The sequence below is a fragment of the Vibrio profundi genome (assembly GCF_043642225.1).
In the GTDB taxonomy this organism is placed as follows: domain Bacteria; phylum Pseudomonadota; class Gammaproteobacteria; order Enterobacterales; family Vibrionaceae; genus Vibrio; species Vibrio profundi_A.
Map to the genome: position 1 here is coordinate 94,530 of NZ_JBHZSF010000001.1, position 26,995 is coordinate 121,524.

A 26,995-nucleotide genomic window follows, 5' to 3' on the forward strand; every position below is an offset into this window, starting at 1 on the left:
TCTCAGTCTACTTTTGGTGGGTGAGTAAAGGTGTGGTGAGGTGCCGGGCTTGGAACTGTCCATTCCAATCCTTCCGCTCTATCCCAAGGTTTCGCAGGAGCCTTTTCCCCTCCTTTCACGCACTTAATCACTAGCCACAAGAAAATGAGCTGAGATAAACCGAAGGCAAACCCACCAATCGAGACAATCTGATTAACATCAGCAAACTGAATCGCGTAGTCAGGAATACGACGTGGCATACCAGCGAGCCCTAGAAAGTGCATCGGGAAGAATAGAACGTTAACGGATATCACCGATGTCCAGAAATGCCATAAGCTAAGGCGTTCGTCATACATATGGCCTGTCCATTTGGGAAGCCAATAATACGCCGCCGCCATTATTGAGAACACCGCCCCCGTCACCAATACATAATGGAAGTGAGCCACAACAAAGTAGGTGTCATGGTATTGGAAATCAGCTGGCGCTATCGCGAGCATTAGCCCAGAGAAACCACCAATAGTGAATAGTACGATGAATGCAATGGTAAATAGCATCGGAGTTTCAAAGGTCAATGCTCCTCGCCACATGGTCGCAACCCAGTTAAACACCTTCACCCCCGTCGGCACCGCTATCAGCATCGTGCAATACATGAAGAAAAGTTCTGCAAATACTGGCATCCCAGTAGTAAACATGTGGTGAGCCCAAACCAGAAATGAAAGCAATGCGATACTACAAGTCGCGTACACCATCGAATGGTAACCGAAAAGTTTCTTGCCACTAAAGGCAGGAAGAATTGCCGATACAATACCAAAAGACGGCAATATCATGATGTACACCTCAGGATGCCCGAAGAACCAAAATATGTGCTGAAACATAACAGGATCACCGCCGCCCGCCGCGTCGAAGAAACTGGTACCAAAGTATTTGTCCGTCAAGACCATAGTGACTGCACCGGCGAGCACTGGCATGACCGCTATCAACAAGAAAGCTGTGATTAGCCAAGTCCATACAAACAGTGGCAACTTAAACCACGTCATTCCCGGCGCTCTCATATTCACAATGGTGACGATGACGTTTATCGCGCCCATAATTGAGCTGATCCCCATAATGTGAACCGAGAATACAAATAATGCCGTACTATCTGGCCCATATGTCGTTGAAAGAGGGGCATAGAACGTCCATCCGAAACTAGGACCGCCCCCTTCGGTAAACAGTGAGCCAATCAAAATGAGAAATGCAAAAGGCAGAATCCAAAAACTCAAATTGTTCATCCTTGGTAGAGCCATATCCGGAGCACCAATCATCATCGGGATCATCCAATTCGCAAGCCCCGTAAACGCAGGCATGACCGCACCGAATACCATGACCAACCCATGAACAGTCGTCATTTGATTGAAGAAATCCGGTTCCACCAGCTGTAGCCCCGGCTGAAATAACTCAGCACGGATCACCATCGCCATCGCTCCGCCCGTTAAAAACATCGCGAAACTAAACCATAAATAAAGGGTTCCGATATCTTTATGGTTAGTGGAGTAAAGCCAACGCTTTAACCCAGTTGGGGTGTGATGCTCATGTTCTGAGGCATCAACAGGTTCAGCAACCGTAGAATGATGAGCCGTCGAACCGCCAGACTCTATGTCTACAACTGGCGCTGACTTCACTGATTTATCCGTAGATGAACTCATTGATCCTCCTTAACACTCTGTTGAGCATTTAACGCGTTCACATCAGAGGCTTGAACCACATCCCCAGTTTCATTTCCCCAAGCATTTCTTTGATATGTCACCACAGCCGCGATTTCCTGCTCCGTCAGCTGAGTATTAAACGCCTGCATTGCCGTTCCCGGTTTTCCGTTCAAAACAATATCGATATGCTGTGAAATATCCCCAAGTGCAATAGGACTTCCTTTGATAGCAGGGAACGCACCAGGAATACCTTCACCGTTAGCTTGATGACATACTGCGCAACGAGCCTTGTATATTGCTTCGCCGCTAGCATACAGCTCATCCATGGATAACGATTGACCTAAAGCTTGCTCGGCGGCTTGTTTAGCCAGTGCCAACTCTTCTTTTTTTGCCAAAAGCCAAGCGTCATATTTATCTTCTTCCATTGCGTGTACGACAATAGGCATGAACCCATGAGCTCTCCCACATAACTCGGCACATTGTCCCCGATACACACCTGGCTCATCGATTTTCGTCCACGCCTCATTGATAAACCCCGGAATCGTATCTTTTTTGACAGCAAACGCAGGAACCCACCAAGAATGGATCACGTCATCAGAAGTCATAATGAATCGAATTTTCCGATTAATCGGCACAACGAGAGGGTTATCCACCTCTAATAAGTAGTTGGCGCCTTTGACTTCTTCACCTTCGATCTGCTTGTCACTCGTCGCTAACAAACTGAAAAATTCGACTTCTTCGCCAAAATAGCTGTAATGCCATTTCCACTGTGAACCCGTGATTTGAATAGTGAGATCAGATTCGGAAGTGTCTTCCATTGCGATAAGAGTTTTAGTTGCGGGGATTGCCATTGCGACAAGAATGATGATGGGGATAATAGTCCAGAGGATTTCTACTTTGGTGCTTTCATGAAAATGGGCAGCGACCGCGCCCTTCGACTTTCGATGGTGAATGATCGAATAAAACATCACCCCAAAAACCACCAACGCAATCGCGCAGCAGATGTAAAAGATCAGCATGTGCAGGTCATAAACCTTACCGCTGACTTCCGTAACACCTTGAGTCATGTTGTACTTCGATTCTGCTGATATAGCCGGCGCTGCAAAACCTACAAGCATTAGATCCGTAAACAGCATAAGAGTGATCAGTAATCTCTTCAAAAGACATCTCCTCATCTCCAGTCAACCTGGACGCGCTACCTAAGTGTCATTTCACCAATGGCTACATCATGCTTTTCTCATCAACTTGGTTTAACGACTTTGCTAGTTTCGTGATGTGTCATCACAAGAAAAAGTGCGTAAAAAACAGCGAACTCGGCACTTTTTGTTATATTTATGTTAAAAGGCTAGTTAGAGATCTAAGAATGTTCAAGGTTGTTTATTCACTCCAGACAAAACAAACCAATAAGCACCTCTAGTCATATGGGTTTATTTATTTTTCTGCGACATACAGTTTAACGATTGCTCTCTCGCAATTGATAATGAAAATCATTTATATTTGTAATATTGAAACACAAGGGTTTTATTTTATGATGCAGCAAGTAACAGATTGGCTAGCGAGAGATCCTGATCCCCGGACTCGCGAAGAGCTTCAATACCTAATTGATGAAAAGATGCTAAACGAGCTCAACGACCGCTTTAAACAGCGTCTCGAATTCGGGACAGCTGGACTAAGAGGCAAAGTCGGATGCGGCCCAAATCGTATGAATCGACTCGTCATCCAAGAAACCGCAACTGGGCTTGGGCATTACTTAGTCGATAACGTCAAAGATGCGTGTCACCGAGGTGTGGTTATCGGTTACGACGGACGTACCGATTCCAAACAATTTGCCCATGATACTGCGTCGGTTCTTACCGCTCTTGGGCTCAAGGTTTATCTGACCCACGATGTGGCGGCCACACCAATTGTTGCGTTTGGTATTAAACATTTCGATGCAGCCGCGGCAGTCGTAGTAACCGCGAGTCACAACCCGCCAGAATACAACGGCTTCAAAGTGTATTGGGAAAATGGTGCTCAAATCATTCCACCCCATGATTCAGGTATCGCAGCGGAGATCGAATTAGCGTCGACTAAGCCAATTCCGCTGATGTCACTCTGTGATGCGGAAAAAGCAGGGAAGCTAGTCTGGCTAGAAAAAGATTACTATGAGACTTACCGCTCCGCCGTCAACAATTTATCTTTCATTAAGCATCCTATCAGCTATGAACCCCTTACTATTGCCTATACGGCAATGCATGGTGTCGGTGCACAAATGGCTGAAGACTTAGTGCATGACAACGACTTTGCCAACTTCTTCAGTGTCGCAGAACAGCGTGAGCCTGATGGTAAATTCCCAACGGTTAATTTCCCCAATCCAGAAGAAGATGGGGCAATGGATCTCGTCATTAAGTTAGCGGAAAGCCTTGAAGCCGATATTGCCTGTGCCAACGATCCAGATGCGGATCGATTCGCAGCTGCTGTTGTGCAAGCCGATTCTAGCTACAAAATGTTATCTGGCGATCAAGTCGGTGTGTTGCTCGCGAACTATTTGTTATCTCTAGAACATGAAAAACAACAGCTGGTAGGCAACAGCATCGTTTCGTCTACGCTGCTAGAAAAAGTCGCCAAGTCTCACGGTGCCACTTACTTCCAAACACTAACAGGATTCAAATGGTTGGCGAATGTTGGGATGCAATTGGAAGATGATAATCATGAGTTCTTGTTCGCCTATGAAGAAGCGCTTGGTTATACCATTGGCTCACTAGTCCGTGATAAAGATGGGTTATCTACGCTCGTTGTATTTGCTCAACTAGTGGCGAAATTAAAACGTGAAGGGAAGACGGTTTGGGACGAACTCGCTAAATTGTCATTCGAGCACGGTGTTCATGTTAACGCTCAGCAAAGCATAGCGTTAGACCCTGAATCACCGCCTATCGGCAACAAGTTAAGGGCGAAGCCGCCCAAGTCCATCGCAGGTATTGAAATTGCGGCGATTGAAGATCTTCAATCTTCTCTGCGTTTTAATATTGGTGGCAGCACAGAAGCGATCAACCTGCCTGCAAGTGACGTGTTGATTTACCACTTAGCTAACGGATACAGAATAATTGTAAGGCCGTCGGGTACAGAACCGAAGTTAAAGGTGTATTACGAAGTAATTGAAGAGTTTGAAGGGAAGGAAACTTACTTCGATACCCTGGCTCGCTCTGAAGGATTAATGGAGCAACTGATTGCTACTCACCAAGCTGAATTGCAACAGCTGTAGCGCAACATAACGCGATATCAAATGGACGAACAATTGTTCGTCCATTTTTCGTTTAGTTCATAAGCCGTTTTTGCAAAAAATGCTTATTAACCCCTTTCGTCGGGAAGTCCTTGAACTCCCCTACGCTTTCAAATCCTAGCTTCAAATAAAAGCCCAACGCCTGAAAACTGTATGTGTCTAAGCAGATGTCTTCTACACCTCGCTCCTTTGCTTCCGCTTCAATTTTTTCAATCAGCTTACGCCCTAAGGACGAACCTCGACTTTCCGGAGATACCCATAAGTAATTAATGAATAATGAGGTAGTAAAAAGTTCAGCGGTCAATCCAGCAACAATTGTGCCTTGCGACTCTTTTGCAAAGCAGCCCAAGTTAACAATGTCTTCCTCTGGAAAGTGCGGTCGATTAAACTCTAATAGCCCTTGATAGACCGCATTCTTATCTGATTCAGTCGGGTTTATCACAACTTCAATATCCATGTAGGTTCTCTTCTAATCCAATTCCGTCCAATCTTACTAACCAGGCATAAAAAAACCAGCCGAAGCTGGTTTTAAGTGACTCGTCTAAAAGTTTCTAGATCAATGCATCAACAAGTTACTGAGCATCCACAGCGAAAGTGCGATAAACACGCAACCCATCACTTTATGCTGGTATATTCGAAAACTTTGATTTTCTAACAGTCGTTTGCCGACAGTGCCAACCGCACCAACAAGAAGAAAGTTGAATGTTAACCCTAGAACATTCAGCAGCAAGCCTAGCATTAGCATTTGCTCTCCTGAGCTCGCTGCGATATTGCTTGATACAAACTGAGGTAGAAACATCACAAAGAAAACCAAAGCCTTAGGGTTCAACAAGTTACTTACTAAAGCTCTTTGATAATAGGTCTTCGCCGCCGCCGAATCACCATCAAGATCAGGTGCAGTATCTGCATCGGCTCGTAGACAATCAGTCCCCATTTTTAATAGATAAGCACCGCCCAAAAGGTGTAGTGCTTGCAATGCGAGAGGGTTCATCGCGATAAGAGCTGATACACCCATCGCAGCAAGTACTGTCAAAATCACACCTGACGTAGCGTTGCCCAAGCTGGCAAAAACACCGACCTTACGTCCAAAGCTTATACTCGAGCTAGCAATCAATAACATATCAGGCCCAGGCAGCAAAAGTAGGGCAATCACAGCCGTCAAATAGACTGGCAAAATAGCGAAATCAATCATGATAATTTTAGTTTATAAAAATAAGGCGCGGATTTTATACCAGTGAAAAAGTTTGATCCAGACTTTAATTTCAATCAAACAAAACAATCCAGACTTAGTAACCAACTATCGAAGGAAATTCAGATTTAGGCTCTAATCAAGCCGCAATAAAAAATCGCAATATTGTACAAAATTATCTTCGCCTCCTGAGGTACACTCATACAGCAAGGAGTTGGCAATGAATGAAAAAAACAGCGTAAAAGAAAAAGCAACCTTCAGTTTCGCTCAGGAATTAGGTGGGATAGAACTGTTAGACGCTAAGTATGAGAAACAAAATTTTTCTCGTCATAGCCATGAAGGTTACACCGTCGGAGTGATAGAGAAAGGAGCGCAGCGTTTCTTCCGAACCGGCGGGAATCACATTGCCCCTGAAGATAGTATTATCTTGGTCAATGCCGACGAAGTACACAATGGGCACTCAGCCACAGAAGGTGGTTGGGAATACAAAGCGATGTACCCGTTACCTGAGCAATTTTCTCATATCACTCAAGAACTGAGCAGTAATATTTCTGGGGCGCCTTACTTCCCACAACCCGTGGTGCACGACCCAGAACTCGCTGATCAACTCAGGCTTGTTTTCAGCACCTTAAATACCTCTTCTAATCGCTTACTTCGTGAAACCATCATGTATGCAGCCATGGTGAAACTTATCTCACGTCATGGAAAGTCAACAGTCAGCGATACTACGAATAAGAAAGTGCCTCATGTTCAGCTCGTCAAAGAATTTCTAGATGACTTTCCACAAGCTGATGTTTCGTTAGAAGAACTATCGAAGCTTGCCAACATCAGTCCATATCATTTGGCGCGGAGTTTTCAAAAGCAGTTTGGCTTGCCACCACATGCCTACCAAATTCAAGCCAAAATACGTTTAGCAAAGACTAAGCTTCGTCAAGGCTACAACATATCTGATACCGCTCAAGAATGTGGTTTTCATGATCAAAGCCATCTACACCGTCATTTCAAGAAAGCGTTAGGCGTCACACCCGGACAATATTTAAAATGCGTGACCTAATATGAGTGGCATAAAAAAGCCCCGGTAAACCGAGGCTATGTCTTTAACGATGCATGGTTAAAATCTAGTTACGTGACCAAGCATCTTCCCAAGCTTCGCCTTCTCCAGGCACATAGGCTGGTGCATCGATGTTGCACCATGCTCCGTATGGATATTCACGGCAAGAATATGTATGCCCATCCGAGCCTAACACAACCGTTTCGCCCTCTACGTAATGGCCAATACCATCCGGATATACATAGTCATATTCAGCTGAACCTTCCGCCTTCACTTCAAACTGTTCAGAGTAGACAACATGATGCTCTGGTTCTTGATTGTAGTTCGCTGTAACTTCTAAAGTATGCATACCTTCTACGTGAGCTTTCACCGGAAGCTCAACAGGCTTGCCATGCAAAACTGCGCTATTTAGCCAAGTTTGAGTGCCATCCGCTCGAATGACTTTTACGTTAACAAGAACGTTATGCCCTTCTGTTGATACTGTTGGCGTAATCGTCGCTTCACCTTCAGACAAATAGTAAGTGCTTTCTACACCTGTCACGGTGACTTCTGCTGGTGGTAGTACTTCAATATCGCGAATATCTAGCGAGTAACGATAGTCCGGGTTTTTCGTGTGCACCTTATTGAAGAACAAGTTTGATTCATCGTATTCAACTTCACCATTTTGTTGCTTAACACCCACCATCGCAGTGTGTGAATAAGTTGAATTGATCTTTTCAGCAAGTTGGTAAGTCCAGACACTTTGATCGACGTTACTGCTATCAATTGGGAAGCTTTCCGCTACGACCTCAGAGCCTTTTTCATCAAATATTCTAAACAACACTGCTCGGTCTACTTCAGCTTCAAAGCCCGATGTCACATACTGGGCAATTTCTTCCCACTCTGGAACTTCAGCTTCGCCAACAAACTTTACATCCGAACAATTGTAAAAACCTTCTCCGGCAGGGTCGACGCGCTGCCATCGACTAAATATCGTGACTTCTTCACCATCACGACCTTCCGGCAATTTAATTTCAAACTGGTAATGATCTTCGCCGTTTATCTTTACAGGCTCGACATTTCCTTGAGTCGCGAACAACTCAACATCGTCCCAAGTTAAACGGGAATTTGCCGGGTTATAACCCGGTTTACTGATATAGATTTCCCAATAAGACGGGTTATGTGCTGCTGTAGCTCGATATTGGAAATTGATAGTATCGCCAGACACCAGCTCAGTTCGTTGCCAATTCTCGGACGCAACCCCCATACCACTGTAACTCGCGATAGACGCATGACACAATTCGCCATCTTTAATCACGGCTTTTACGGCTTCAGGATTTTCGTGATCAACCACAAGCGCCGCATAGCCATTTTTGTTGTTGAATGCGCCTTCACCGGACTCTTGATACGCTACACGACACGCTTGGTTTGGGATCGTAGAGCCATCTCCCCACAAACCTCCTTGTTCATGACAGATATGTTGTCTCGCCGCTGGATAAACCGCATACCCATGAGAATGGGCAATACTCGGTATCACTGCTGATATCGCAAAGCCTGCTGCCGTTAGTTGCTTAATCATATTATTTCCTATTATTTTGATTAATTAATGGTCCACCACACACTGACCCACTATTTCACTCATCTAAAACACGTTAATTTGTGAGTAAAGTGTATTCGATAAGAACGACAAATCTTAAAATCGCAGGTGAAATTTAAACATTATTTAAAAATCAAACTTAGAAATAAAAACATCAAAAAACCTAAATGATGGTCATGCGCCTCCTAATATAATTAATATCGATAATTAAACACCTATAAACCCCAGCTTATTTATATAAGAAGTTGTTAAACTACAATGGTTTCAAATAACATATAAAACTATGAACGCTCATCACACTTGTTCAGTAGATACTAAGAAACAACAAATGCATAATTCACAACACCTCTCCTCTTATTAACGCACTGCCATTTCCTAGTGTTGAAAAAAAAGCGAGCCTATGAAAAGCACATCTCTCTCGCCTGTTTGGCTCCTAAATGGACGTTTATTAAGCCCTACAAGCCAATCAATTCTAGATGGCGAAACTCGACATAAATTGGGTTCAGCCGATTACAAGATACTCGAGATTTTGTTGGAAAACCTTGATATTCCAGTGTCTCGCGAGACATTATTTGAACAAGCGTGGGAAGGAAAAATAGTCACTGAAGCTAGGTTAACTCAATCGATATTTAACATCAGGTATGCCCTTGGGGACGACGGAAGAGCTCAAAAGGTTCTAAAGACAATTGCTAAGAAGGGTTATATGCTGAGTGGAGAACATGTCTCTATTAATAATGAAAACAAAGGGGATACTAACAGTACAAAACAAGGAAAATTTCTGATCCTTAACACTTCACATATAGTAGTTCTCATTGGGTTGTTTATCGTTTCTTTTATCTTTGGAGCAATCAAGAATCCAGGAAAAGACTATTTAGATAACATCGACGAAGTGAAGTTCCTTCCCTACAACGGGCTTTTCAACGGAACTAACAATATCAGTATATTTCTAGATCAAGATATTGAACCGACATCACTAAATAACATTTCAACGTTTATTCCACCAGCCATCTATGATTACACTTTTAACATCTACATACTAAAAAATAATTTCAAATTAACATATATCCTTTATTCACCGGACAAGCAGATGAGTATTAATTTTGAAAAAAATCTTTCACTCATCAAAGGGCTCGAAGAAAGCTTAAGGATATTCAATGAAAATCAGCCTTAATCACCTTGTCTTTCTTATTTTATCCATCTTAATGCTACTTTCAGGATATTGGCTTGGATTTCAAAGCCTCGACAACAACATTCTATTTCATGCCAATGTAAGAGCGACCTACATAGCCCAAGACCATCAATTAGAAAGCTATGATCGTAAAGGAGAGATCATTTTTGGCGATCATTTCCTCGCCAGCCATGACATTATTGCCTCTAAAAGTGGAGTGCTCGCCGTACAATCCTTGTTTGAATGGCGTCCCTTTAACTCTGAGTTAATTAAGAAAAGCGTCACACGTCAGTTTTCAGGAACCGTACAGAACTCACTCATTTTAGACTTACCTGATGAAATAAGGCTAAACATGTATCCCGTTGAAATCCCGAATGATACAGGGAAAAAACTTTACCTATTCTACTTTAGAGACATCGCCTTGCTACTGATCGAGAAGAACAGAGATCACCACAAAATAAACTAACGGTTATGTACCAATAACTTAGTAGCCTCATAAAAAATGATTGTCATCACAACAAAATCCTTTCGTTAGACACCATCATCATTTTAGCCGTTAATGCGCCTGACTTTTGATTACTGCTACAAACCACAGAGCGTGCAAAGTCAGGTGTGAATTCGAATTGCCGAATCACCTTTCTCTTCTATGTTTCTTGCGAGATTGGCTATGGAACAAACAAAACTCGACCGCGTTCGCGCAGACTACAACGTCCACTACTGGAGCCAAGGCTTCTACGGCATCGACGATAATGGTGAAGTATACGTATCACCGACCAATGAAAAAGCACATCAAGTGCCGCTGAGCAATATCGTCAGCCAACTTGAAGCTAAGGACTTGAACTTACCCGTATTAGTTCGATTTCCTCAGATCTTACACCAAAGAGTGCACAACGTTTGCCAAGCTTTTAACCAAGCCATAGAAGAGTACCAATACCAAAATAAATACTTGTTGGTTTACCCAATTAAAGTCAATCAACAAAAAGAAGTCGTCGATGAAATTTTAGCAAGCCAAGCTCAACTCGAAACCAAACAGCTTGGTTTAGAAGCGGGTAGCAAACCAGAACTGCTGGCCGTGTTAGCACTGGCTCAAAAAGCAAGCTCTGTCATCGTTTGCAACGGGTACAAAGACCGTGAATACATTCGCTTAGCGCTGATTGGAGAAAAACTGGGGCATAAGGTCTTCATTGTTTTAGAGAAACTCTCTGAACTTGATCTTGTCCTCCAAGAAGCAAAGAACCTTGCTGTGAAACCTAGATTAGGTATTCGTATACGCCTTGCATCGCAAGGGGCTGGTAAATGGCAAGCGAGTGGTGGCGAAAAATCTAAGTTCGGTTTATCAGCATCTCAAGTTTTGACGGTCATTGAACGTCTAAAGCGTGAAGAGCAATTGGATGCGATGCAATTAGTGCATTTTCACCTTGGTTCTCAAATGGCTAATATTCGCGATGTTCGTAATGGCGTCAATGAATCCGCTCGTTTTTACTGTGAGCTTAGAGAAATGGGCGCAAACATTGAGTTCTTTGATATTGGTGGCGGGCTAGCGGTTGATTATGACGGGACACGAAGCCAATCATCAAACTCGATGAATTATGGGTTAATGGAGTACGCACGCAACATTGTTACGACTGTTGGGGATGTGTGCCAGCAGTATGAGCAACCAATGCCGGTCATCATTTCTGAATCGGGTCGTTCCATAACTGCGCATCACGCAGTGCTGATTACCAACGTAATAGGTAATGAAGGCTACACTCCCGAGGATGTGAAAGCACCACTGCATGACGCACCCACATTGTTACAGAACATGTGGCGTAACTGGGAATACCTACAAGATGGTACCGATGCTCGAGCTCTAATTGAAATTTACAACGATACTCAGAGCGATCTGGCTGAAGTCCATTCGCAATTTTCGGTAGGCGTTTTGAATCTACAGCAACGTGCATGGGCTGAGCAGCTTTCATTGAGAATTTACTTTGAGTTAAACCGCCAAATGAGTAATAAGAATCGCTTCCATCGTCCGATTTTGGACGAACTCAGTGAGCGCTTGGCGGATAAGTTTTTTGTCAATTTCTCACTGTTCCAATCATTACCAGATGCATGGGGGATAGACCAAGTTTTCCCGGTTCTTCCTCTTTCTGGATTGGAGCAAGTAGAAGATCGCCGAGCGGTAATGCTGGACATAACCTGTGATTCAGACGGTGCAATCGAGCAATATGTCGAAGGCCAAGGCATTGAAAAAACGTTGCCAGTTCCAGCATTCGACAAAGACAAACCGTACCTCATGGGATTTTTCCTCGTGGGCGCATATCAAGAGATTTTAGGTGACATGCACAACTTGTTTGGAGATACACATAGCGCGGTCGTCAATATCGATGCATCCGGAAACCCGGTTATTGAGTCGATCAATGAAGGCGATACCGTCGAAGACATGATGCGATACGTCCATATTGACGTCGACCGTATTCGTACTAATTATCGCGAGTTGGTGAGTCAACGCGTCGCTTTGAACGAGCAACAAAGTGTCCTACTGGAGCTAGAACAAGGCTTGAGTGGTTATACCTATTTAGAGGATTTTTAAATGAATGATTTGTTTGATAAAACCGATTATTCGCTTTATTCAAATTCGATGACGTTTCTACGCCGTCCGTACGTAAAAAACCCTGTAACTGCGGATGCTGATATTGTTGTATTAGGTGTGCCATTAGACATGGCCACCTCCGGCCGCCCAGGTGCGAGAATGGGCCCCGACGCGATACGACGCGCATCCGTCAACCTAGCGTGGGAAGGGAAAAAATACCCGTGGGGCTTCAACGTATTTGAAAAGAATAAAGTAATCGATGCTGGAGACTTGGTATTTGACTGTGGGGATGCAGAGGATTTCACCTACCGCCTAGAAGCCGCCACATCAGAAATATTAAAAAGCGGGAAGACTATGCTCGGCTTAGGAGGAGATCATTTCATCACCCTTCCTATTTTACGAGCCTATGCAAAGCATCATGGGGAGATGGCGCTGATCCACTTCGACGCACACACTGATACTTATGCCAACGGCAGTGCATATGATCATGGGACGATGTTTTATCACGCTCCGAATGAAGGGCTGATTTCGCCAAAACACTCTGTGCAAATTGGCATAAGAACCGAGTATGAACGCCACGATCACGACTTTAATGTTATCGATGCCATGCAAGCCAATGATTTATCAGCGCAAGAGATTGTTGCCCAAATCAAAGATATTGTTGGTGATAAGCCGGTTTATGTTACTTTCGATATCGATTGCCTGGATCCAGCCTATGCCCCAGGCACAGGAACGCCGGTTTGTGGTGGACTCACCTCAGATAAAGCACTAAAAATTCTGCGGGGGTTAGCTGGTATCAATATTGTGGGAATGGATGTTGTCGAAGTATCCCCTCCATACGATCATAGTGATGTCACGGCGTTATCAGGCGCAACCATCGCCCTTGAGTTACTCTACGTTTGGGCTTCGACACAGCTTAGCTCCAACGAGTAGTGCATTACATCGTAAATCTAGTTCTAAGAGGGCTTCGGCCCTCTTTAGTGTTTTATCCGCTTTCGCTGTAAACCGCAAGTTTGTACAATCCTAGTCTCGATGCTTTCATTATGTTGAAACGACATTCATCACTTTAAATCAGTAAGGACACAATGACTAACGAATCCAAACCAATTTCTCGTTCTCGTTTATTCCTCAAAGGCACGCTCGCCATGCTTCCTCTGAGCATCGCTGTTTTACCGTGGGGGCTACTTGCCGGTTCTTTCGCCATCGATGTGGGCTTACACCCATTAGAAGGCCAAGCGCTTTCCGCCATTTTGTTTGCAGGAGCAGCTCAACTTGTCGCAATGGGCATGTTTAAGGCTGGAGCAGGGCTGACGACAATGCTAGTCACCACATTCTTTATCACGTCTCGTCATTTTCTATACAGCATTTCAATGCGTGATAAGATCAGTCCACTCCCTTTTCGTTGGAGGCTCACACTCGGCTTTCTGCTCACAGATGAACTCTTTGCTATTTGTGGCAATCAATCAAAAGAGAAGTTTCAGCCTTGGTATGCCTTAGGGGCGGGACTTAGTTTTTATTTGTTCTGGAATGCCGCAACTTTGGTTGGCATCGTTGCAGGGAGTACGATTCCAGGCTTGAATCAATGGGGACTAGAGTTTGCGATTGCCGCGACCTTTATTGCGATAGTCATTCCAACAATCAAAAACTTCCCCATTTTATGTACCGTTCTATCTGCCCTCGTTTTATCGGTAACATTGGAGCATTTCAACTTAGAAGGGAGCCTTATTTTTGCCAGTATCGGAGCAATGTTGATTGGCTATCTAACGGAAAGTTTACGAGGAGAGAACACATGATTTTTGGATATATACTGGCGATGACAGCCGTTGTGTTCTTGAGCCGCTATCTATTTTTAGAGCCTAAGCTTCCAATAAAACTAGGGGTAAGAACGCAGAAGTTGCTGGCCTACTCTAGCCCGGCCGTATTAACGGCGATTTGGGGGCCGATTGTATTTCTGCCAGAGAATGAGCTGCTATTAGCCACCGATAATGCCTATCTTTGGGCTGCCATACTTGCGGCTTTATTGGCATGGAAAACAAAAAATGTGTTACTGACTACCGTTATTAGTATGGCAGTGTTTTTGTACCTAAATTTAGAGTGGTTTCAGTAAGTAAGATAAGCTCACTTCTTAGTGAGCTAACCACTCAATTTCAATCAGTGTCTTTTCACCACACTTCAAACGACCTAAGAATACATCCCCTCTGTGCACTTCCCCGACACCTTGTGGTGTACCAGTCATCACTATGTCCCCGTCGAGTAACGTGGTATATGAATTAAGCTCTTCGAGGATCACTTTTGGAGAGTAAATCATTTGTTCAACATGCCCTTTCTGAACCCGAACGCAATTGATGAACAGTTCTAAGTGGAGGTCTGCCGTATTTAGACCGTTCAGTGGAACAAAGCGGCTGAAGACAGCGGAGTTGTCAAAGCTTTTGGCTCTTTCCCAAGGCAGCCCCTTACCTTTTAGGTAAGATTGGAGTGAACGTTTCGTCAGATCAAGTCCAAGGCCAACTCCGGTATAACTACCATTTTCCACCAAAAAGCAGATCTCAGCTTCATAGTGCAACGGCTCTTGATGAAAAGACGACAGCGAAGAAGTAACGCTGGTGCTCGGTTTATTGAACACTACCATTTGTTCAGGGACGGCGTTGTTTAACTCTTGAATATGATCGAGATAATTTCGACCAACACACAGCACCTTTGTCGGGACAAATGTTTTCGTATCCATCACTACTGAGTTCATCGGCTTTCCTTGACCTTATAAAGTGAGAGCAGAGTTTAACCGATCCTAAAATGTCGGTCTTTCCGATTAACAAGTAAGTACTCAAAAATCAGATCTTGAACTCAATCTTTGCCCTTAATCCAACGTTTTCATTACTTTTTCACATAAGCGTTTTAACTCCATAAGCTCGTCTAGTTCTAAATCAAACTTACATCGTAGCTTTTGGGGTACTTCCAAAGCCGCTAATTTCAAACTTTGCCCTTGGTCGGTCAAAAATAACTCTCTAACTCTTTCGTCATGTTCACCCCGCTTTCTCACAACAATACCTTTGTTTTCAAGCCTTTTTAGCAAGGGGGTCAATGTTCCAGAGTCAAGGTTTAGCTTAGCGCCTAACTCTTTAACGTTGATACCATTCTGTTGCCACAAAACCATCATTACTAAGTACTGAGAATAAGTCAGGTCTAATGCATCGAGTAATGGTCGGTAAGCTCTGATCACAGCATTGGCCGCACTATATAGCGGGAAGCACACCTGATTTTCTAACTTGATCAGCTCTTCTTCCATTGAATCGACATCGTTCGTTGCTTTCGAATGACATGTACTCATAATTCCACCACAAAAAATAAATTGCGCACAATATACTTGCAATCACCCTTAAGATCGAATTATAGTTGCTAACAATTAGATTGCACACAACTTAAATTAACAAGAGATTACTATGACTACTTTATATTCAACTAAAGCAACAGCATCTGCCGGCCGTAATGGAAACGTAAGTACTGAAGACGGATTACTTAACATCGAACTAAGCTATCCAAAAGAAATGGGGGGAACGGGCAAAGCAACTAATCCTGAACAGCTCTTTGCTGCAGGATACTCTGCATGTTTCTCTAACGCTATATTACACGTTGCTCGCGAAGTGAAAGTTGCAGTTAAAGAAGCTCCGGTAAGTGCCATTATTGGCATTGGTCCAAATGAAACAGGTGGCTTCGCTTTAACCGCGAGCCTTGAAGTTTCTCTAGACCTTGCGCAAGAGCAAGCCGTCGAATTGGTAAAAGTCGCTCACCAAGTATGCCCATACTCAAATGCAGTGCGCGGTAATATTGATGTGGCGGTCAGCGTAAATGGTTACGCTCTTTAAACTCTATTTCGTCCGAATAAGAAAAAGCCACCCTCAAGGGTGGCTTCGTATTTGGCATGTGACTATTTACTAACTAACGATTATAGGTAGTAACGTGCACCCATTAGCCACTTGTTGTCTGAATCAGACTTGTATGAACCAGAACCTTGTAGGTCGAATTCATAACCAGCAAAACCAACAAACTTAGGAGTGAAGTTGTATTCAGCTTGGATTGCAGAAGTGCTGTATACCGTCTCGCTTGCTTTGTCGTCTTCTACTGATTCGTAGTTAACGCTTAGGTTTAGGCTGTTAGATAGCGCGTAAGATGCTAGTAATTCAACCGCTGTTGTTTCTTCTAGAGCAACGCCGTCATGTGAATTCATGTAGCCGTTCATCGCGTAAACACCAGCAAGGTAGATGCCTTCTTTACCGTAAGAACCGTAAGTTGCACTTAGTACGTGAGAGTCAGCTGTTTTAGTAGCAGCACCGCCGAAGTTTACATCACCAGTGTTGTAAGCGTAGTTTGCCGTAACATCTGCAATTGCGTAGTTAAGAGCGATTTGCGCACGGTTACCGTAAGTATTTTCAACTCCGTCTACAGTATCCTTCTTGCGACCTTGCCATGCAACGCCAAGACCTAGAGAACCAGCTTCACCTAGCTCTAGAGTGTTGCCGTAGCTAACCATCTCTTCACCACGACCAGTACCTAGGTTGCCGTGATCATCGTAAATGAAGTCGTTAGCGAATGCGATTGGCATATCTGCAACGCCAGCAACACTGTAGTAAGGTGCCCACTGAGTACCCACTACTGCGCGGCCAAGTTCTTCATGAGTAAGACCTACGTAGCCTAAACGAGTTGTGAACGCTTGATCACCACCGTCTAGCATGTTTAGCGCCCACTCACCTTTAGCGTCAGCAGTGAAACCATTGCCTAGATCTTGAGTTGCATTGAAGTTGATACGTGGAGAAACTGACTCAACACCGATGTCATCGTCGTTTTGACGATCATCGCTGTTCACGTCACCAACAGCTACAGATACGTGACCACCGATAGAGAAAGTTGTACCGTCGTTGTTGTAAAGCTCAACAGCAACAGCTTGAGTACCAAATGCAGCAGCAGAGATTGCTAGCGCTAATAGTTTTTTATTCATTGTTTCGTCCATTGTCCATTAATGTAACTTTTTGGTGTTTCGTTAAGGCAGGAGTTTTTAAGCTGAACACATAGGGAAATGTTACCTGCACTTAACATGTGAGATGGACTTTAAGCGAGGGGGATCGAAAAAGTTGCATGAAAATATATAAAATAACAAAAACCCAAACCATAGAAATATAAAACAAATAAAAACAACAACTTAAAACATCAATCTTCGCTTTTATTTAGTTCAAACCTTGTTACATTTACTGATAAACCCTCCAACAACGGCTATTTTTGAACATCACTTACTCTCATTCAGGTCAGTTACGCTACAATTTAATTGGTAAGAAATGTTAAAAAACAAAGAAAAACTCGAATTGGAAACTGGTTACCACTTCGACATTTTCAGCATGATTCTACAAGGTTTTCTATTTAAGGAACTTCACTTACATTAGAAATCCATTGAATACCCAAGTAATAATACGATATACTGTTACTAACTTTTTAAAATATGAACCTTGTCTTAAAAACTGAACTGCTTTATTGAGCAGGCAAACATCAAGATTATAGTGAACAGGTCGAAGTATAAGGGAATTCTATGTCGCATTTCTCCAGCCAAAACAAATACCGACCAACCATTCGCCATTTCCTATTCGCTGGATATTTAGTTGCCGTTGCTCTTATCACCCAAACATTGCTTGTTGAGCATCAGGCGTTGCGCGGAATATACCTTCTCTATCCTTTATCCATGTGTGCGGCACTCTTTCAAGCCAATAAAACCATAAAAGCTGTTGCTGCCTGTTTATCGATCTCGGTTATTCTTATCGGCGGATACTTCGAGCCATTGGAACTGGATGCGATAGAAGAAGTCTTTATTCTGATCCCACTCACTTATTTGATCGCATTCCCAGGTTCAATGTGGCCGATCGCTTCGGCGATGCTCCTAGTCCTCAGCTACTTATACGAGCTGCCTGAAGAAGACTTTTCAGAGTTCATAGAGGACGCAATTGAGCTTATCGTCATTTCTGTATTTGCAACGGTGATGACGTACTACCAACAAAACTTCCGTCGTCAAATGACTCGTTACAGAAAAGATGCACTAACCGACTTCTTAACTGGCACTAAGAATAGAAAAGCGTTTTTCCTTGACCTTGAAGAGATACAAAATCAAGAATGTGACGCCTTTGCTCTGATTCAGATCGACCTCGATAACTTCAAACTTGTTAATGAAAGCATTGGACACTCAAACGGGGATGTTCTTCTTAAACACTTCGCTACTAAACTTCTGCAGCTTGATCATGCTGAAATATCGATTTACCGCTTAAGTGGAGATGAGTTTATTCTGCTAGTCTCTGAGCAATCAGACTTAATCAGGGAACTCAGTGCTATTGAAGAGTCTTTACACTTCTTGAGTAATCAAACTTATTGTGTCGGCCAATACTCATATAAACTGACTTTCAGTGTAGGCATCGCCTTACTTAGCGAAGCAATGGGAAGCACTGAAATCTTATGTAAAAACGCTGACATTGCCGTTGAGAAAGCAAAGAGTTTGGGTAAGAACTCCGTTCGCTGGTATGACAATGAACTGCTTAATGAAACCATACGTCAGCACCAAATCGAACAAGAGCTTTCCAGTGCGCTTAAATTGAACCAACTCAAATTGGTGTATCAGCCTAAAGTGGAAATAGACAGCTACCAGATATGTGGAGCCGAAGCCTTAATACGTTGGAACCACCCTGACCTAGGCGTTATTTCTCCAGCAGAATTTATATCCATCGCCGAAAAAAGTAAGCTCATCGTGTCCATTGGCCGCTGGGTAGTTGAAACCGCAGCAGCTCAAGCGAAAAATTGGTTGGATCAAGGTAATGAAGTGTGTGTCTCTGTAAACGTATCAACGGTTCAGTTTGAGCACGACGATATGTATACAACGGTGACTCAAGTCCTGAATCAAACCGGATTACCTCCACACTTATTACAGCTAGAGATAACAGAAACGACGTTAATGCAGCAATCAGAACAGATTATTTCTAGCTGCAATAAACTGAGGAAGCTTGGCGTAACCATTGCCATAGATGATTTTGGTGTCGCTTATTCCTCGCTGAATTACCTGCGTAAATTGCCGATTGATGTACTAAAGATTGATAAATCATTTATCGACGACTGTGTCCATCACCATGATGATCACATGATTGTCAGAACCATCATTCAGCTTGGTCACAACTTAGGAAAAAATGTCATTGCCGAAGGGGTTGAATACACCGACCAGTTTGAGCTATTAAAGTCCGAATCTTGTAATCAATTCCAAGGCTACTTATTTTCTAAACCACTATCGGTCGCCGACTTTGATGAGTTATTGATACGTAGCCTTCCCTAAATCGCGCGTATCATCGAGTGGTCGGAAAAGAATTCTGACAATTCGATGACATTAGATAGCTTGTAGGCACAGGCCAACTTCTCTACCCTAGAACCCTCTAACACCTAGAATGAAAGAACTTGCGCTACTCAAACGCTCAGCAACGTAAACATGCCTTTTGGTCAATAATGCTTACTGGATTGGTTGTCCTTACCTGTCTAGCAAGTACACTTGCATCAAGTTCTTCTTTTGCTTCATCAAACCTTTCAGCACTTCCGGCTGCTCAAGAACAGCAAATCCAAAACTTGTACCAACAAGTATTCACGGTTAGTGATGCCGTTAAGCCCCTGCCTGGAAAAGAAGCCTGCTCATTGAGTAAACAGCTACTAACATTTGCTTCCCCCAAACTCGACTGGTTAGCCGCGTTTGTCGTTCTATCGATTGTTACCTATAGCCTCATACCTCAGGCGATCAGTCGTAAACGATTTGAACGTCACCAGTTCCCGATTCCGAAACAGCGGCTCCACGTTACTTACTGTATATTCCGAGAGTAAATAGACGGGTTTTCACTGCACCCTCACTATTTATTTTTGGAGAAATTTTTGTGTTAAAAACCATCTTTGCGCCTAGCATTTTGCTATCTAGGCTAGCTATGCCTACGCAGGCAGGCTTTCGTACTCTTGCAAAACTTTTACTCGCATTCAGCTTGCTTGCCTTCTCGGCTATCTCATTAGCTCAAAGTACCGGCTGGATTAGTGTGCCAGAGCACCCACCAGTAAAATTAAGAATGATGTCTACGGGCGAGCAGAACCCAGACAACAAAACCATTGAAGCCGTTTTAGATATAGAACTAGATGATGACTGGAAAACCTACTGGCGCAGCCCAGGCGAAGGTGGGGTCGCGCCTGAATGGGATTGGTCTAACTCAAGTAATATTGAATCGGTAGAGTGGCACTGGCCAATCCCTAGCTATTACGAGCAGTTAGGGGTGATGACTCTAGGTTATAAGTCTAAAGTCAGCTTCCCGATTACCATCACATTAGACGATATTACCCAGCCTGCTGTTTTTGACGCTGTGCTTAGGCTGCCGTCTTGTACCAATATATGTGTGATTACCGATTATCAGGTCAATTTGCCTATAGACCCTTCGAGTTTACAGCTTGATGAAGACGCTATGTTCGTCTTCAACCAAGGGATGAGTCGTACACCAATTGAATCTATGCAAGTGTCTGTTGAGGCGCTTTCTTGGAATGTTCAAAAGCAGCAATTGGTGACTCAATTTACTAACCAAAAACCTTGGTCGAAACCACAAATTTTGATTGATGGTGAAGAAGTGATTGATGAGTTCTTCGCTCAACCTAAAACATACATTGAAGGCAATACACTAACTGCTGTTTTTGATGTGAGTAACTGGCTTGGAGAAACCGACTTAACGGACCGCAACATCACAATCACGATTTCAGATGATACCTTCGCCACTGAATTAACGGGGAAAGTAGGCTCAGAAGTCATCATCTACAATTCTAGCAACACTGGCTTTTTGGCCATGTTTGGATTTGCTCTATTAGGTGGCTTAATTCTCAATATCATGCCATGCGTCCTGCCGGTTTTAGGCATGAAACTCAACAGCATGGTGGCCAATCAAGACGCTTCGAAAAAGCAAGTTCGCGGTTCTTTCATCGCTTCAGCCCTTGGGATCATCACTTCGTTTGCGATTCTTGCAGCAGGGATTTCCATTCTGAAAATGGGCGGCAATGCCATCGGCTGGGGAATTCAATTCCAAAATGCTTGGTTCATCATCTTAATGGTGGTGGTAACTTTAGTGTTTGCCACCAACTTACTCGGATTATTTGAGTTTCGTTTACCTTCAGGTATGAATACTTGGATGGCAACGAAAGGAAATGACTCTCACTCCGGTCACTTTATCCAAGGCATGTTTGCGACTTTACTTGCCACGCCGTGTAGCGCGCCTTTTTTAGGAACTGCCGTTGCCTATGCATTTGGTGCAAGTTACCAAGAACTATGGGCGATTTTCATAGCACTAGGTATCGGTATGAGTGCTCCATGGTTAATGTTTGCACTGTTCCCTAGTCTGGTTCGCTTCTTACCGAAGCCAGGAAAGTGGATGTTCACCGTGAAGCTGATCTTTGGATTGATGATGCTTGCCACCAGCTTATGGTTGAGCAGCTTACTCACGCCTTTCCTTGGTACGCTTGCAACGATTGTTGTGACATCTGGGATCTTAATAGCGGTATTGATTTGGGTCGGCTTCAAGTTTGGTAAAAAAGTTCTTATTCCTGTATTTGCAGCCTCGACACTTGCATTCGGTGGTGGACTCATTGCTGGAAGCCTAACGGCCGAAAACTGGGCAACGCCGATTGTCGATGATCTTAACTGGCAGCCATTAGAAGCGACTCAAATTTCCGGCCTTGTAGAAGAAGGGAAAACCGTATTTGTGAACGTCACTGCCGATTGGTGTATTACTTGTAAAGCCAACAAAATCGGCGTGATACTTCAAGATCCAGTGTATAGCCGCTTGCAAGAAGAAGGCGTTGTCCTGATGGAAGGCAATTGGACCACACCCAATTCAAAGGTAACTGAATACCTACAAAGTAATGGTCGTTACGGCGTACCATTCAACATTGTTTACGGCCCAGCATACCCACAAGGCATTCCTTTACCTGTCATTTTAGACAGTGAAACCGTTATGGAGGCGATGAGAGTCGCTGGAGATTCGAATGGATAAACAAAACCCACAAAACATTGAACAATCAACGGTCAAACCACCTTCAAGGTTCAAAAAGTGGGGTAAAGAACTTGCGGGAATGATCCTGATCATAGCTGTGATCTCATACGCGATGGATTTCTACTATAGCTCAAGCATGCCTAGTGGAACGGCTCCTCCCATCGCAGGGATGACCGTGCAAGGCGAGATGGTCGATGCCATAGAGATGAGCAAATCAGGCAAGCCTGTGATTATCTATTTTTGGGCAACTTGGTGTACCGCTTGCAAATTTGTGAGCCCGACAATTAATCATTTTGCCAAGAACCATCAGGTAGTCAGTGTCGCGCTGTCATCAGGTAATGATGACCGCGTAAGGCGATTTCTATCAGCAAAAGAATACGACTTTCCCGTATTAAATGACGTCACAAGCCGAATAAGCCGAGACTGGGAAATCAGTGTCACGCCGACCATCGTCATCATTAAAGACGGCGAAATTCAGCACATCTCAACCGGAGTCACAACTCCTTGGGGATTGTGGTTCAGAACTCTATTCGTTTAGTAGCAAGGCTAACTATGAATAAATTAATACTATGGGCTGCGATTAGCGCAGCTCTATCATCATCGCTGGTTCACGCAACTGACCTCGATGCGCAACAGCAGCAGAAAATTGAACAAGTCACCGAATTACTAGAAAAAAATCCAGAGGTTATCGACCCGCTCTATGTCAGCCTAAGTAACTACATCGCTAAGGCAGACGAGTTCGATAAAGTACAGAAGCAAAGCCACGACTGGCTATACAATAATCCAGATTTACCGTTTATTGGTAATCCAGAAGGGTCTGCAATCGTCCTTAACTTTACCGATTACGACTGCCCATATTGTAAAAAGCTCGACCCGGTGCTGACCGAACTGGTCAAGGACTTCCCTCAGCTAAAAGTGGTTTCCGTATTGCTTCCTCTTAAGCAGAAGGTCAACTTACCGAACATGGAAACGAATGCCACGACCTATGCCATGACAGTGTGGAATGAAGCACCCGATAAGTTTAAGCAAGTGAACCATTATTTGTTTGCAAAAAATACCCGGCACTCACAGCAATCTCTTACTGCGATAGCCAAAAAAACGGGTACTGTCGAGCAATTAAAAGCCAGCCAACAGGCAAGAAATGTCGTGGATAAAAACTATCAAACGTTTCATAACCTAGGGCTCAGAGGGACACCAGCAATGATGATTAACAACACTGTCATCCCCGGTTACTTACCCTATGAACGTCTAAAAACAAGGCTTTCAAAAGAAATTGAAGCGGCGAGTTAATCTTGCCTTACCCAGAAATCAGGAAAGAAATGACATGAAGAAATTACTCATCAGCACCTTAATCGCCGCGACCTTCGTATCAACATGGGCATCAGCAGAAACGCTTACTGAATCTCAAGAAAAACAGCTAATCGAGATCAATGAACTGCTGCGAAGCAATCCATCGGTCATTGAAAGCTTACACGAAAGCCTTGAACAATATGTGGCAAGCCAAGCTCAATTTAAGAACGTAAAAGAACAAAGCCACGACTGGCTTTATAACACCCCTGAACATTCCATAACGGGTAATCCTAATGGGAAATCCGTTATTATTAACTTCACGGATTACAACTGCCCTTTCTGCAAGAAAATGGAAGTCGTTCTTGCTCAACTTGCCGAAGAAAACAATGACCTGAAGGTCGTCAATATCTATGTTCCATTACAGCAACAGCTAGTAGCGGGCATTGATACTAATTCCGCTCTCTACGCATTGAATGTTTGGAGGGAGCAGCCAGAAGCGTTCATTCAAGTCCATGACCTGTTAGTGGCTAAAAATGGTCGACACACTAAGCAATCATTAGAGGCTGTCGCGAAAAAAACGGACACGATTGATCTGTTAAAAACCTCAGACGAGCAACAAATGATCATTGCACGTAACTATCAAACGTTTACCGCACTTGGCTTAGGTGGCACGCCGGGCATGCTAATTGGTGACCAAGTCATTCCAGGTTACGTGCCATACGAAAAACTAAAGGAAGTGATCGAAGCCGAATTTTCAAAATAACCGCTATAAAGGGAAGCAACTCGCTTCCCTTTATTCTTCATTTCATAAATCTGCAATAAAAACAAAACGTAAGCGTAATCAATCAGAAATCTTACCTTCATTTACAAAGCCTATCTTACCTGCATCAAACATATCGAGCACGAAGCTCATTAGTTTCATATAAGGTAAGTAAAATGAAAAAAGCAGCAATCACGACGGCAGTTTTGGCAGCATTGGCATCCACTCCTTCTCTAGCAGCAACGGTTTACGATAACGATGGTACTTCTCTAAAAGTGGGAGGCCGTGCAGAAGCGCGCTTTAATATTTCAGATAACAATGAGTCTGATACAGAAAGCAGCTTTAAAGACAAATCGCGTGCTCGTGTCAACCTTAAAGGTAAAACTCAAGTCGCTGAAGGGCTATACGGTTTCGGTAAATACGAAGCAGAATTTAACGATAAAAATGACATTACTAACCGTTACTTCTTTGCAGGTATCGGCACAGGCATGGGGGAGTTTTCTTACGGTAAACAAGACTCTGCACAAGTCATGCTTACTGACGTGACAGATACGATGGCAACATTCGGTGCCGACGCAGCAGACATCGTAGACGGTAACAAAGACAAGCGCGAAAATAACTTTCTATACTCAGGTCAATTCGATGCTTTAACCGTTAAAGTCAACTACATTGCAGCAGATAAAGTCGATGCAAATAGCTTTGGTGTGGCTGCGATGTACTCGCTAGATATGGGCTTAGATCTGGGTGCGGGTTACGTATCTCAAGACAACGGCGACTTCGATGATGACCAAATCAACCTAGTCGCTCAATTCTCTAAAGACGCGTTCACTGTTGGTGGTTTATACACTATGGCTAGTGCTTCCGATGAAGATATCACTGGTTACGAGCTATCAGCGAAATTTAAAGCAAATAAACAGCTGACTCTAGTGGGTGTTTACAACTTCCAAGAAAACGACGACACGAACACGGAAATTGCCAACAACTTCGCGATTGAAGCTGTGTATAAGTTTAATGGCCACATCCGTACTTACGCAGGTTACAAATTTGAGCAGTTAGACGATAAAGACGACCAACTACAAGCTGGTATTCGCTACGATTTCTAACTCCTAACAGCGTTCATAACTCCAAGGAAATAATCCTTTTGGCCGAGTCTTCACTCGGCCCTTTTTATTTGTCCCCGTATCGAAAAACAGAGTTCAGACTAGCTGATCAGGCGAGTAACTAAGGCTCCCGGCTCTCTAAGTGCATCCACGTTGTAACTCAATACTCTTCCGTCACAAGGCGCAAAATAGCGTTTATTTTCGTCACCAAAGGCGTCATATTGAATGGCTAGAAGCTCACCTTCACTAACACTTTGTAGCAACTCTACCTGCGGCAATATAAAACCACCAATTTCGGCCCTGACTGAAACCACTTTATTCCCTTCTACCCAGTTTATTTCAGGTAAACGTTGTTCACCTTGCAACATGCCATAAAAGGTCAAGATTCTAAATACACCATCCACGGCCCGTTGAATCATATCAATTTGGGTAAACTTCCCCATACCGACTTCAACAGTCACACTCGGGATCCCACTACGGTTCCAGACCGTCTCTAATATCCCAGGATCACCAGGATCGTTAAGCACGCAGTCCGGCTCAAATAGACGTGCAAGTTCAATACACTGCGGAATGCGAAAATCAGAGAAAACATAAAGGGGATAGACCGCCCCACGAGTTTGAGTGTGCAAATCAATGGCGAATGTCGCATTAGGTTTCAGTAGGCGTTGCCACAACGAGGCAACAAACCGCTCCGCTGCGGTGCCTTCAGGGTTACCAGGGAAAAAACGATTTAAGTTGGCAGGGCAAGAGCCAGGGTCGGAAGAAACAAAATCACGACTATGGTTGAGTAGCCCCGGTAAGTTTACCGTCGGAACAATCGTCACGGTTCCGTAAAGCGATTGTCCAACTAAGTCGCGTACAATTTGCTGAGCAGCTAACACACCGTTGAGTTCATCGCCATGGATCCCAGCGGTGATCATCAACTTAGGGCCACCTTGGCTACCTTTAAACACCGTTACCGGCATATTCTTTGGCTGCCCTAGCCCATCGCTCGCAACCTGAAACCAAAACTGGTGCTCGCCTAAAGGTAAGTCTTCCACATCTAAAGAATGGATTACTCGACGACCTTGCAGCACGTCTTCTAAATATTCGGTCGCCATCTTACTTCTCCATGATTCAAAGGCTTTAGCATGATAGAGGATCTGTTCATTCAAACAAGTAGTGATTCATTTATCAGCATGTCATGACACAATTCTGCTTTGTTCTATGAATTTGAACAAGTTAACCGAGCCAACCCCATTGGATTGATTAATGATAAAACGTATTATTTACCCACTTTTATTATTTAGA

The 26,995-nt window shown here is 43.7% G+C and carries 25 protein-coding genes; 16 read left to right on the forward strand and 9 right to left on the reverse strand.

Translation table 11 applies throughout. The annotated features are described in order from the left end of the window. Window positions 1-2 precede the first annotated feature (2 nt). Both ctaD and coxB read right to left on the reverse strand, forming a co-directional pair. Entirely contained in the window at window positions 3-1,664 is a 1,662-nt protein-coding gene (gene ctaD / locus ACHUFI_RS00475; RefSeq protein WP_394246110.1) for a cytochrome c oxidase subunit I, read from the reverse strand. Beyond that, on the reverse strand, window positions 1,661-2,824 hold the full coding sequence (gene coxB / locus ACHUFI_RS00480) for a cytochrome c oxidase subunit II (RefSeq protein WP_394246111.1): 1,164 nt from the start codon (window positions 2,822-2,824) through the stop codon (window positions 1,661-1,663). Before coxB ends, ctaD begins: the two co-directional genes overlap by 4 nt. A 371-nt stretch (window positions 2,825-3,195) precedes the next feature. Between coxB and ACHUFI_RS00485 the strand changes: the two genes are divergently transcribed. Next, a complete protein-coding gene (locus ACHUFI_RS00485) occupies window positions 3,196-4,905 on the forward strand; it encodes a phospho-sugar mutase (protein WP_394246935.1) in 1,710 nt (569 codons plus the stop codon). Window positions 4,906-4,957: 52 nt separating this feature from the next. On the opposite strand, the gene ACHUFI_RS00490 is transcribed toward ACHUFI_RS00485, so the two are convergent. Beyond that, a complete protein-coding gene (locus ACHUFI_RS00490; protein WP_394246112.1) occupies window positions 4,958-5,380 on the reverse strand; it encodes a GNAT family N-acetyltransferase in 423 nt (140 codons plus the stop codon). Window positions 5,381-5,479: 99 nt separating this feature from the next. Next, on the reverse strand, window positions 5,480-6,115 hold the full coding sequence (locus ACHUFI_RS00495; RefSeq protein WP_394246113.1) for a LysE family translocator: 636 nt from the start codon (window positions 6,113-6,115) through the stop codon (window positions 5,480-5,482). A 217-nt stretch (window positions 6,116-6,332) separates the two neighbouring features. Here ACHUFI_RS00495 and ACHUFI_RS00500 point away from each other — a divergent pair, with 217 nt between their 5' ends. After that, complete coding sequence (locus ACHUFI_RS00500) at window positions 6,333-7,166, forward strand: AraC family transcriptional regulator (RefSeq protein ID WP_394246115.1); 834 nt, start codon at window positions 6,333-6,335, stop codon at window positions 7,164-7,166. A 64-nt stretch (window positions 7,167-7,230) separates the two neighbouring features. On the opposite strand, the gene ACHUFI_RS00505 is transcribed toward ACHUFI_RS00500, so the two are convergent. Beyond that, window positions 7,231-8,721, reverse strand: a complete 1,491-nt coding sequence (locus ACHUFI_RS00505; RefSeq protein WP_394246116.1) for a lytic polysaccharide monooxygenase — start codon at window positions 8,719-8,721, stop codon at window positions 7,231-7,233. Window positions 8,722-9,139: 418 nt separating this feature from the next. Between ACHUFI_RS00505 and ACHUFI_RS00510 the strand changes: the two genes are divergently transcribed. The 6 genes from ACHUFI_RS00510 (at window position 9,140) to ACHUFI_RS00535 (ending at window position 14,589) form a co-directional block, all read left to right on the forward strand. After that, window positions 9,140-9,910 carry a winged helix-turn-helix domain-containing protein gene (locus tag ACHUFI_RS00510; protein WP_394246118.1) on the forward strand — a complete coding sequence of 257 codons (771 nt, stop codon included), beginning with the start codon at window positions 9,140-9,142 and terminating at the stop codon, window positions 9,908-9,910. Further along, window positions 9,894-10,373, forward strand: a complete 480-nt coding sequence (locus ACHUFI_RS00515) for a hypothetical protein (RefSeq protein WP_394246119.1) — start codon at window positions 9,894-9,896, stop codon at window positions 10,371-10,373. The genes ACHUFI_RS00510 and ACHUFI_RS00515 overlap by 17 nt, the downstream gene beginning before the upstream one ends. 201 nt (window positions 10,374-10,574) lie before the next feature. Then, window positions 10,575-12,482, forward strand: a complete 1,908-nt coding sequence (gene speA / locus ACHUFI_RS00520) for an arginine decarboxylase (RefSeq protein ID WP_394246121.1) — start codon at window positions 10,575-10,577, stop codon at window positions 12,480-12,482. Beyond that, window positions 12,483-13,415: an agmatinase gene (gene speB / locus ACHUFI_RS00525; protein ID WP_394246123.1), complete on the forward strand. Its 933-nt coding sequence runs from the start codon at window positions 12,483-12,485 to the stop codon at window positions 13,413-13,415. A 152-nt stretch (window positions 13,416-13,567) separates the two neighbouring features. Beyond that, window positions 13,568-14,275, forward strand: coding sequence for an AzlC family ABC transporter permease (locus ACHUFI_RS00530; RefSeq protein ID WP_394246125.1), 708 nt, complete (start codon window positions 13,568-13,570; stop codon window positions 14,273-14,275). Then, complete coding sequence (locus ACHUFI_RS00535; RefSeq protein ID WP_394246127.1) at window positions 14,272-14,589, forward strand: AzlD domain-containing protein; 318 nt, start codon at window positions 14,272-14,274, stop codon at window positions 14,587-14,589. The genes ACHUFI_RS00530 and ACHUFI_RS00535 overlap by 4 nt, the downstream gene beginning before the upstream one ends. Window positions 14,590-14,607: 18 nt before the next feature. On the opposite strand, the gene ACHUFI_RS00540 is transcribed toward ACHUFI_RS00535, so the two are convergent. Continuing rightward, complete coding sequence (locus ACHUFI_RS00540; RefSeq protein WP_394246128.1) at window positions 14,608-15,222, reverse strand: fumarylacetoacetate hydrolase family protein; 615 nt, start codon at window positions 15,220-15,222, stop codon at window positions 14,608-14,610. A gap of 114 nt (window positions 15,223-15,336) precedes the next feature. Then, window positions 15,337-15,807: a transcriptional regulator OhrR gene (gene ohrR, locus ACHUFI_RS00545; protein ID WP_394246129.1), complete on the reverse strand. Its 471-nt coding sequence runs from the start codon at window positions 15,805-15,807 to the stop codon at window positions 15,337-15,339. Window positions 15,808-15,919: 112 nt separating this feature from the next. Between ohrR and ohr the strand changes: the two genes are divergently transcribed. Continuing rightward, entirely contained in the window at window positions 15,920-16,342 is a 423-nt protein-coding gene (gene ohr, locus ACHUFI_RS00550) for an organic hydroperoxide reductase Ohr (RefSeq protein ID WP_394246130.1), read from the forward strand. 80 nt (window positions 16,343-16,422) lie between these two features. Here ohr and ACHUFI_RS00555 read toward each other — a convergent pair whose 3' ends face one another. Continuing rightward, complete coding sequence (locus ACHUFI_RS00555) at window positions 16,423-17,472, reverse strand: porin (protein WP_394246132.1); 1,050 nt, start codon at window positions 17,470-17,472, stop codon at window positions 16,423-16,425. A gap of 582 nt (window positions 17,473-18,054) precedes the next feature. Here ACHUFI_RS00555 and ACHUFI_RS00560 point away from each other — a divergent pair. The 7 genes from ACHUFI_RS00560 (at window position 18,055) to ACHUFI_RS00590 (ending at window position 25,708) form a co-directional block, all read left to right on the forward strand. Further along, on the forward strand, window positions 18,055-19,830 hold the full coding sequence (locus ACHUFI_RS00560; protein ID WP_394246134.1) for a putative bifunctional diguanylate cyclase/phosphodiesterase: 1,776 nt from the start codon (window positions 18,055-18,057) through the stop codon (window positions 19,828-19,830). Between the two features lie 119 nt (window positions 19,831-19,949). Continuing rightward, the gene (locus tag ACHUFI_RS00565) at window positions 19,950-20,363 is read left to right on the forward strand and encodes a hypothetical protein (RefSeq protein ID WP_394246136.1); all 414 of its coding nucleotides are present in this window, start codon (window positions 19,950-19,952) and stop codon (window positions 20,361-20,363) included. A gap of 98 nt (window positions 20,364-20,461) precedes the next feature. After that, window positions 20,462-22,555 carry a protein-disulfide reductase DsbD family protein gene (locus tag ACHUFI_RS00570; protein ID WP_394246936.1) on the forward strand — a complete coding sequence of 698 codons (2,094 nt, stop codon included), beginning with the start codon at window positions 20,462-20,464 and terminating at the stop codon, window positions 22,553-22,555. Beyond that, the gene (locus tag ACHUFI_RS00575; RefSeq protein WP_394246137.1) at window positions 22,548-23,093 is read left to right on the forward strand and encodes a protein disulfide oxidoreductase; all 546 of its coding nucleotides are present in this window, start codon (window positions 22,548-22,550) and stop codon (window positions 23,091-23,093) included. The genes ACHUFI_RS00570 and ACHUFI_RS00575 overlap by 8 nt, the downstream gene beginning before the upstream one ends. A 14-nt stretch (window positions 23,094-23,107) precedes the next feature. Then, window positions 23,108-23,845: a DsbA family protein gene (locus tag ACHUFI_RS00580; protein WP_394246139.1), complete on the forward strand. Its 738-nt coding sequence runs from the start codon at window positions 23,108-23,110 to the stop codon at window positions 23,843-23,845. A 34-nt stretch (window positions 23,846-23,879) separates the two neighbouring features. Continuing rightward, window positions 23,880-24,608: a DsbA family protein gene (locus ACHUFI_RS00585; RefSeq protein ID WP_394246140.1), complete on the forward strand. Its 729-nt coding sequence runs from the start codon at window positions 23,880-23,882 to the stop codon at window positions 24,606-24,608. Window positions 24,609-24,781: 173 nt separating this feature from the next. Beyond that, entirely contained in the window at window positions 24,782-25,708 is a 927-nt protein-coding gene (locus ACHUFI_RS00590) for a porin (protein WP_394246141.1), read from the forward strand. Window positions 25,709-25,806: 98 nt separating this feature from the next. Here the strand turns inward: ACHUFI_RS00590 and ACHUFI_RS00595 are convergent, their stop codons facing one another. Further along, entirely contained in the window at window positions 25,807-26,805 is a 999-nt protein-coding gene (locus ACHUFI_RS00595; protein WP_394246142.1) for a succinylglutamate desuccinylase/aspartoacylase family protein, read from the reverse strand. Between the last annotated feature and the right edge of the window lie 190 nt (window positions 26,806-26,995).

Bases quoted from the DNA above. Each gene is read 5' to 3' on its own strand.
- ctaD (WP_394246110.1), bottom strand. From the start codon at position 1,664: ATGAGTTCATCTACGGATAAATCAGTGAAGTCAGCGCCAGTTGTAGAC.
- ACHUFI_RS00485 (WP_394246935.1), top strand. From the start codon at position 3,196: ATGCAGCAAGTAACAGATTGGCTAGCGAGAGATCCTGATCCCCGGACT.
- ACHUFI_RS00490 (WP_394246112.1), bottom strand. From the start codon at position 5,380: ATGGATATTGAAGTTGTGATAAACCCGACTGAATCAGATAAGAATGCG.
- ACHUFI_RS00495 (WP_394246113.1), bottom strand. From the start codon at position 6,115: ATGATTGATTTCGCTATTTTGCCAGTCTATTTGACGGCTGTGATTGCC.
- ACHUFI_RS00500 (WP_394246115.1), top strand. From the start codon at position 6,333: ATGAATGAAAAAAACAGCGTAAAAGAAAAAGCAACCTTCAGTTTCGCT.
- ACHUFI_RS00505 (WP_394246116.1), bottom strand. From the start codon at position 8,721: ATGATTAAGCAACTAACGGCAGCAGGCTTTGCGATATCAGCAGTGATA.
- ACHUFI_RS00510 (WP_394246118.1), top strand. From the start codon at position 9,140: ATGAAAAGCACATCTCTCTCGCCTGTTTGGCTCCTAAATGGACGTTTA.
- ACHUFI_RS00515 (WP_394246119.1), top strand. From the start codon at position 9,894: ATGAAAATCAGCCTTAATCACCTTGTCTTTCTTATTTTATCCATCTTA.
- speA (WP_394246121.1), top strand. From the start codon at position 10,575: ATGGAACAAACAAAACTCGACCGCGTTCGCGCAGACTACAACGTCCAC.
- speB (WP_394246123.1), top strand. From the start codon at position 12,483: ATGAATGATTTGTTTGATAAAACCGATTATTCGCTTTATTCAAATTCG.
- ACHUFI_RS00530 (WP_394246125.1), top strand. From the start codon at position 13,568: ATGACTAACGAATCCAAACCAATTTCTCGTTCTCGTTTATTCCTCAAA.
- ACHUFI_RS00535 (WP_394246127.1), top strand. From the start codon at position 14,272: ATGATTTTTGGATATATACTGGCGATGACAGCCGTTGTGTTCTTGAGC.
- ACHUFI_RS00540 (WP_394246128.1), bottom strand. From the start codon at position 15,222: ATGAACTCAGTAGTGATGGATACGAAAACATTTGTCCCGACAAAGGTG.
- ohrR (WP_394246129.1), bottom strand. From the start codon at position 15,807: ATGAGTACATGTCATTCGAAAGCAACGAACGATGTCGATTCAATGGAA.
- ohr (WP_394246130.1), top strand. From the start codon at position 15,920: ATGACTACTTTATATTCAACTAAAGCAACAGCATCTGCCGGCCGTAAT.
- ACHUFI_RS00555 (WP_394246132.1), bottom strand. From the start codon at position 17,472: ATGAATAAAAAACTATTAGCGCTAGCAATCTCTGCTGCTGCATTTGGT.
- ACHUFI_RS00560 (WP_394246134.1), top strand. From the start codon at position 18,055: ATGTCGCATTTCTCCAGCCAAAACAAATACCGACCAACCATTCGCCAT.
- ACHUFI_RS00570 (WP_394246936.1), top strand. From the start codon at position 20,462: ATGCCTACGCAGGCAGGCTTTCGTACTCTTGCAAAACTTTTACTCGCA.
- ACHUFI_RS00575 (WP_394246137.1), top strand. From the start codon at position 22,548: ATGGATAAACAAAACCCACAAAACATTGAACAATCAACGGTCAAACCA.
- ACHUFI_RS00580 (WP_394246139.1), top strand. From the start codon at position 23,108: ATGAATAAATTAATACTATGGGCTGCGATTAGCGCAGCTCTATCATCA.
- ACHUFI_RS00585 (WP_394246140.1), top strand. From the start codon at position 23,880: ATGAAGAAATTACTCATCAGCACCTTAATCGCCGCGACCTTCGTATCA.
- ACHUFI_RS00590 (WP_394246141.1), top strand. From the start codon at position 24,782: ATGAAAAAAGCAGCAATCACGACGGCAGTTTTGGCAGCATTGGCATCC.
- ACHUFI_RS00595 (WP_394246142.1), bottom strand. From the start codon at position 26,805: ATGGCGACCGAATATTTAGAAGACGTGCTGCAAGGTCGTCGAGTAATC.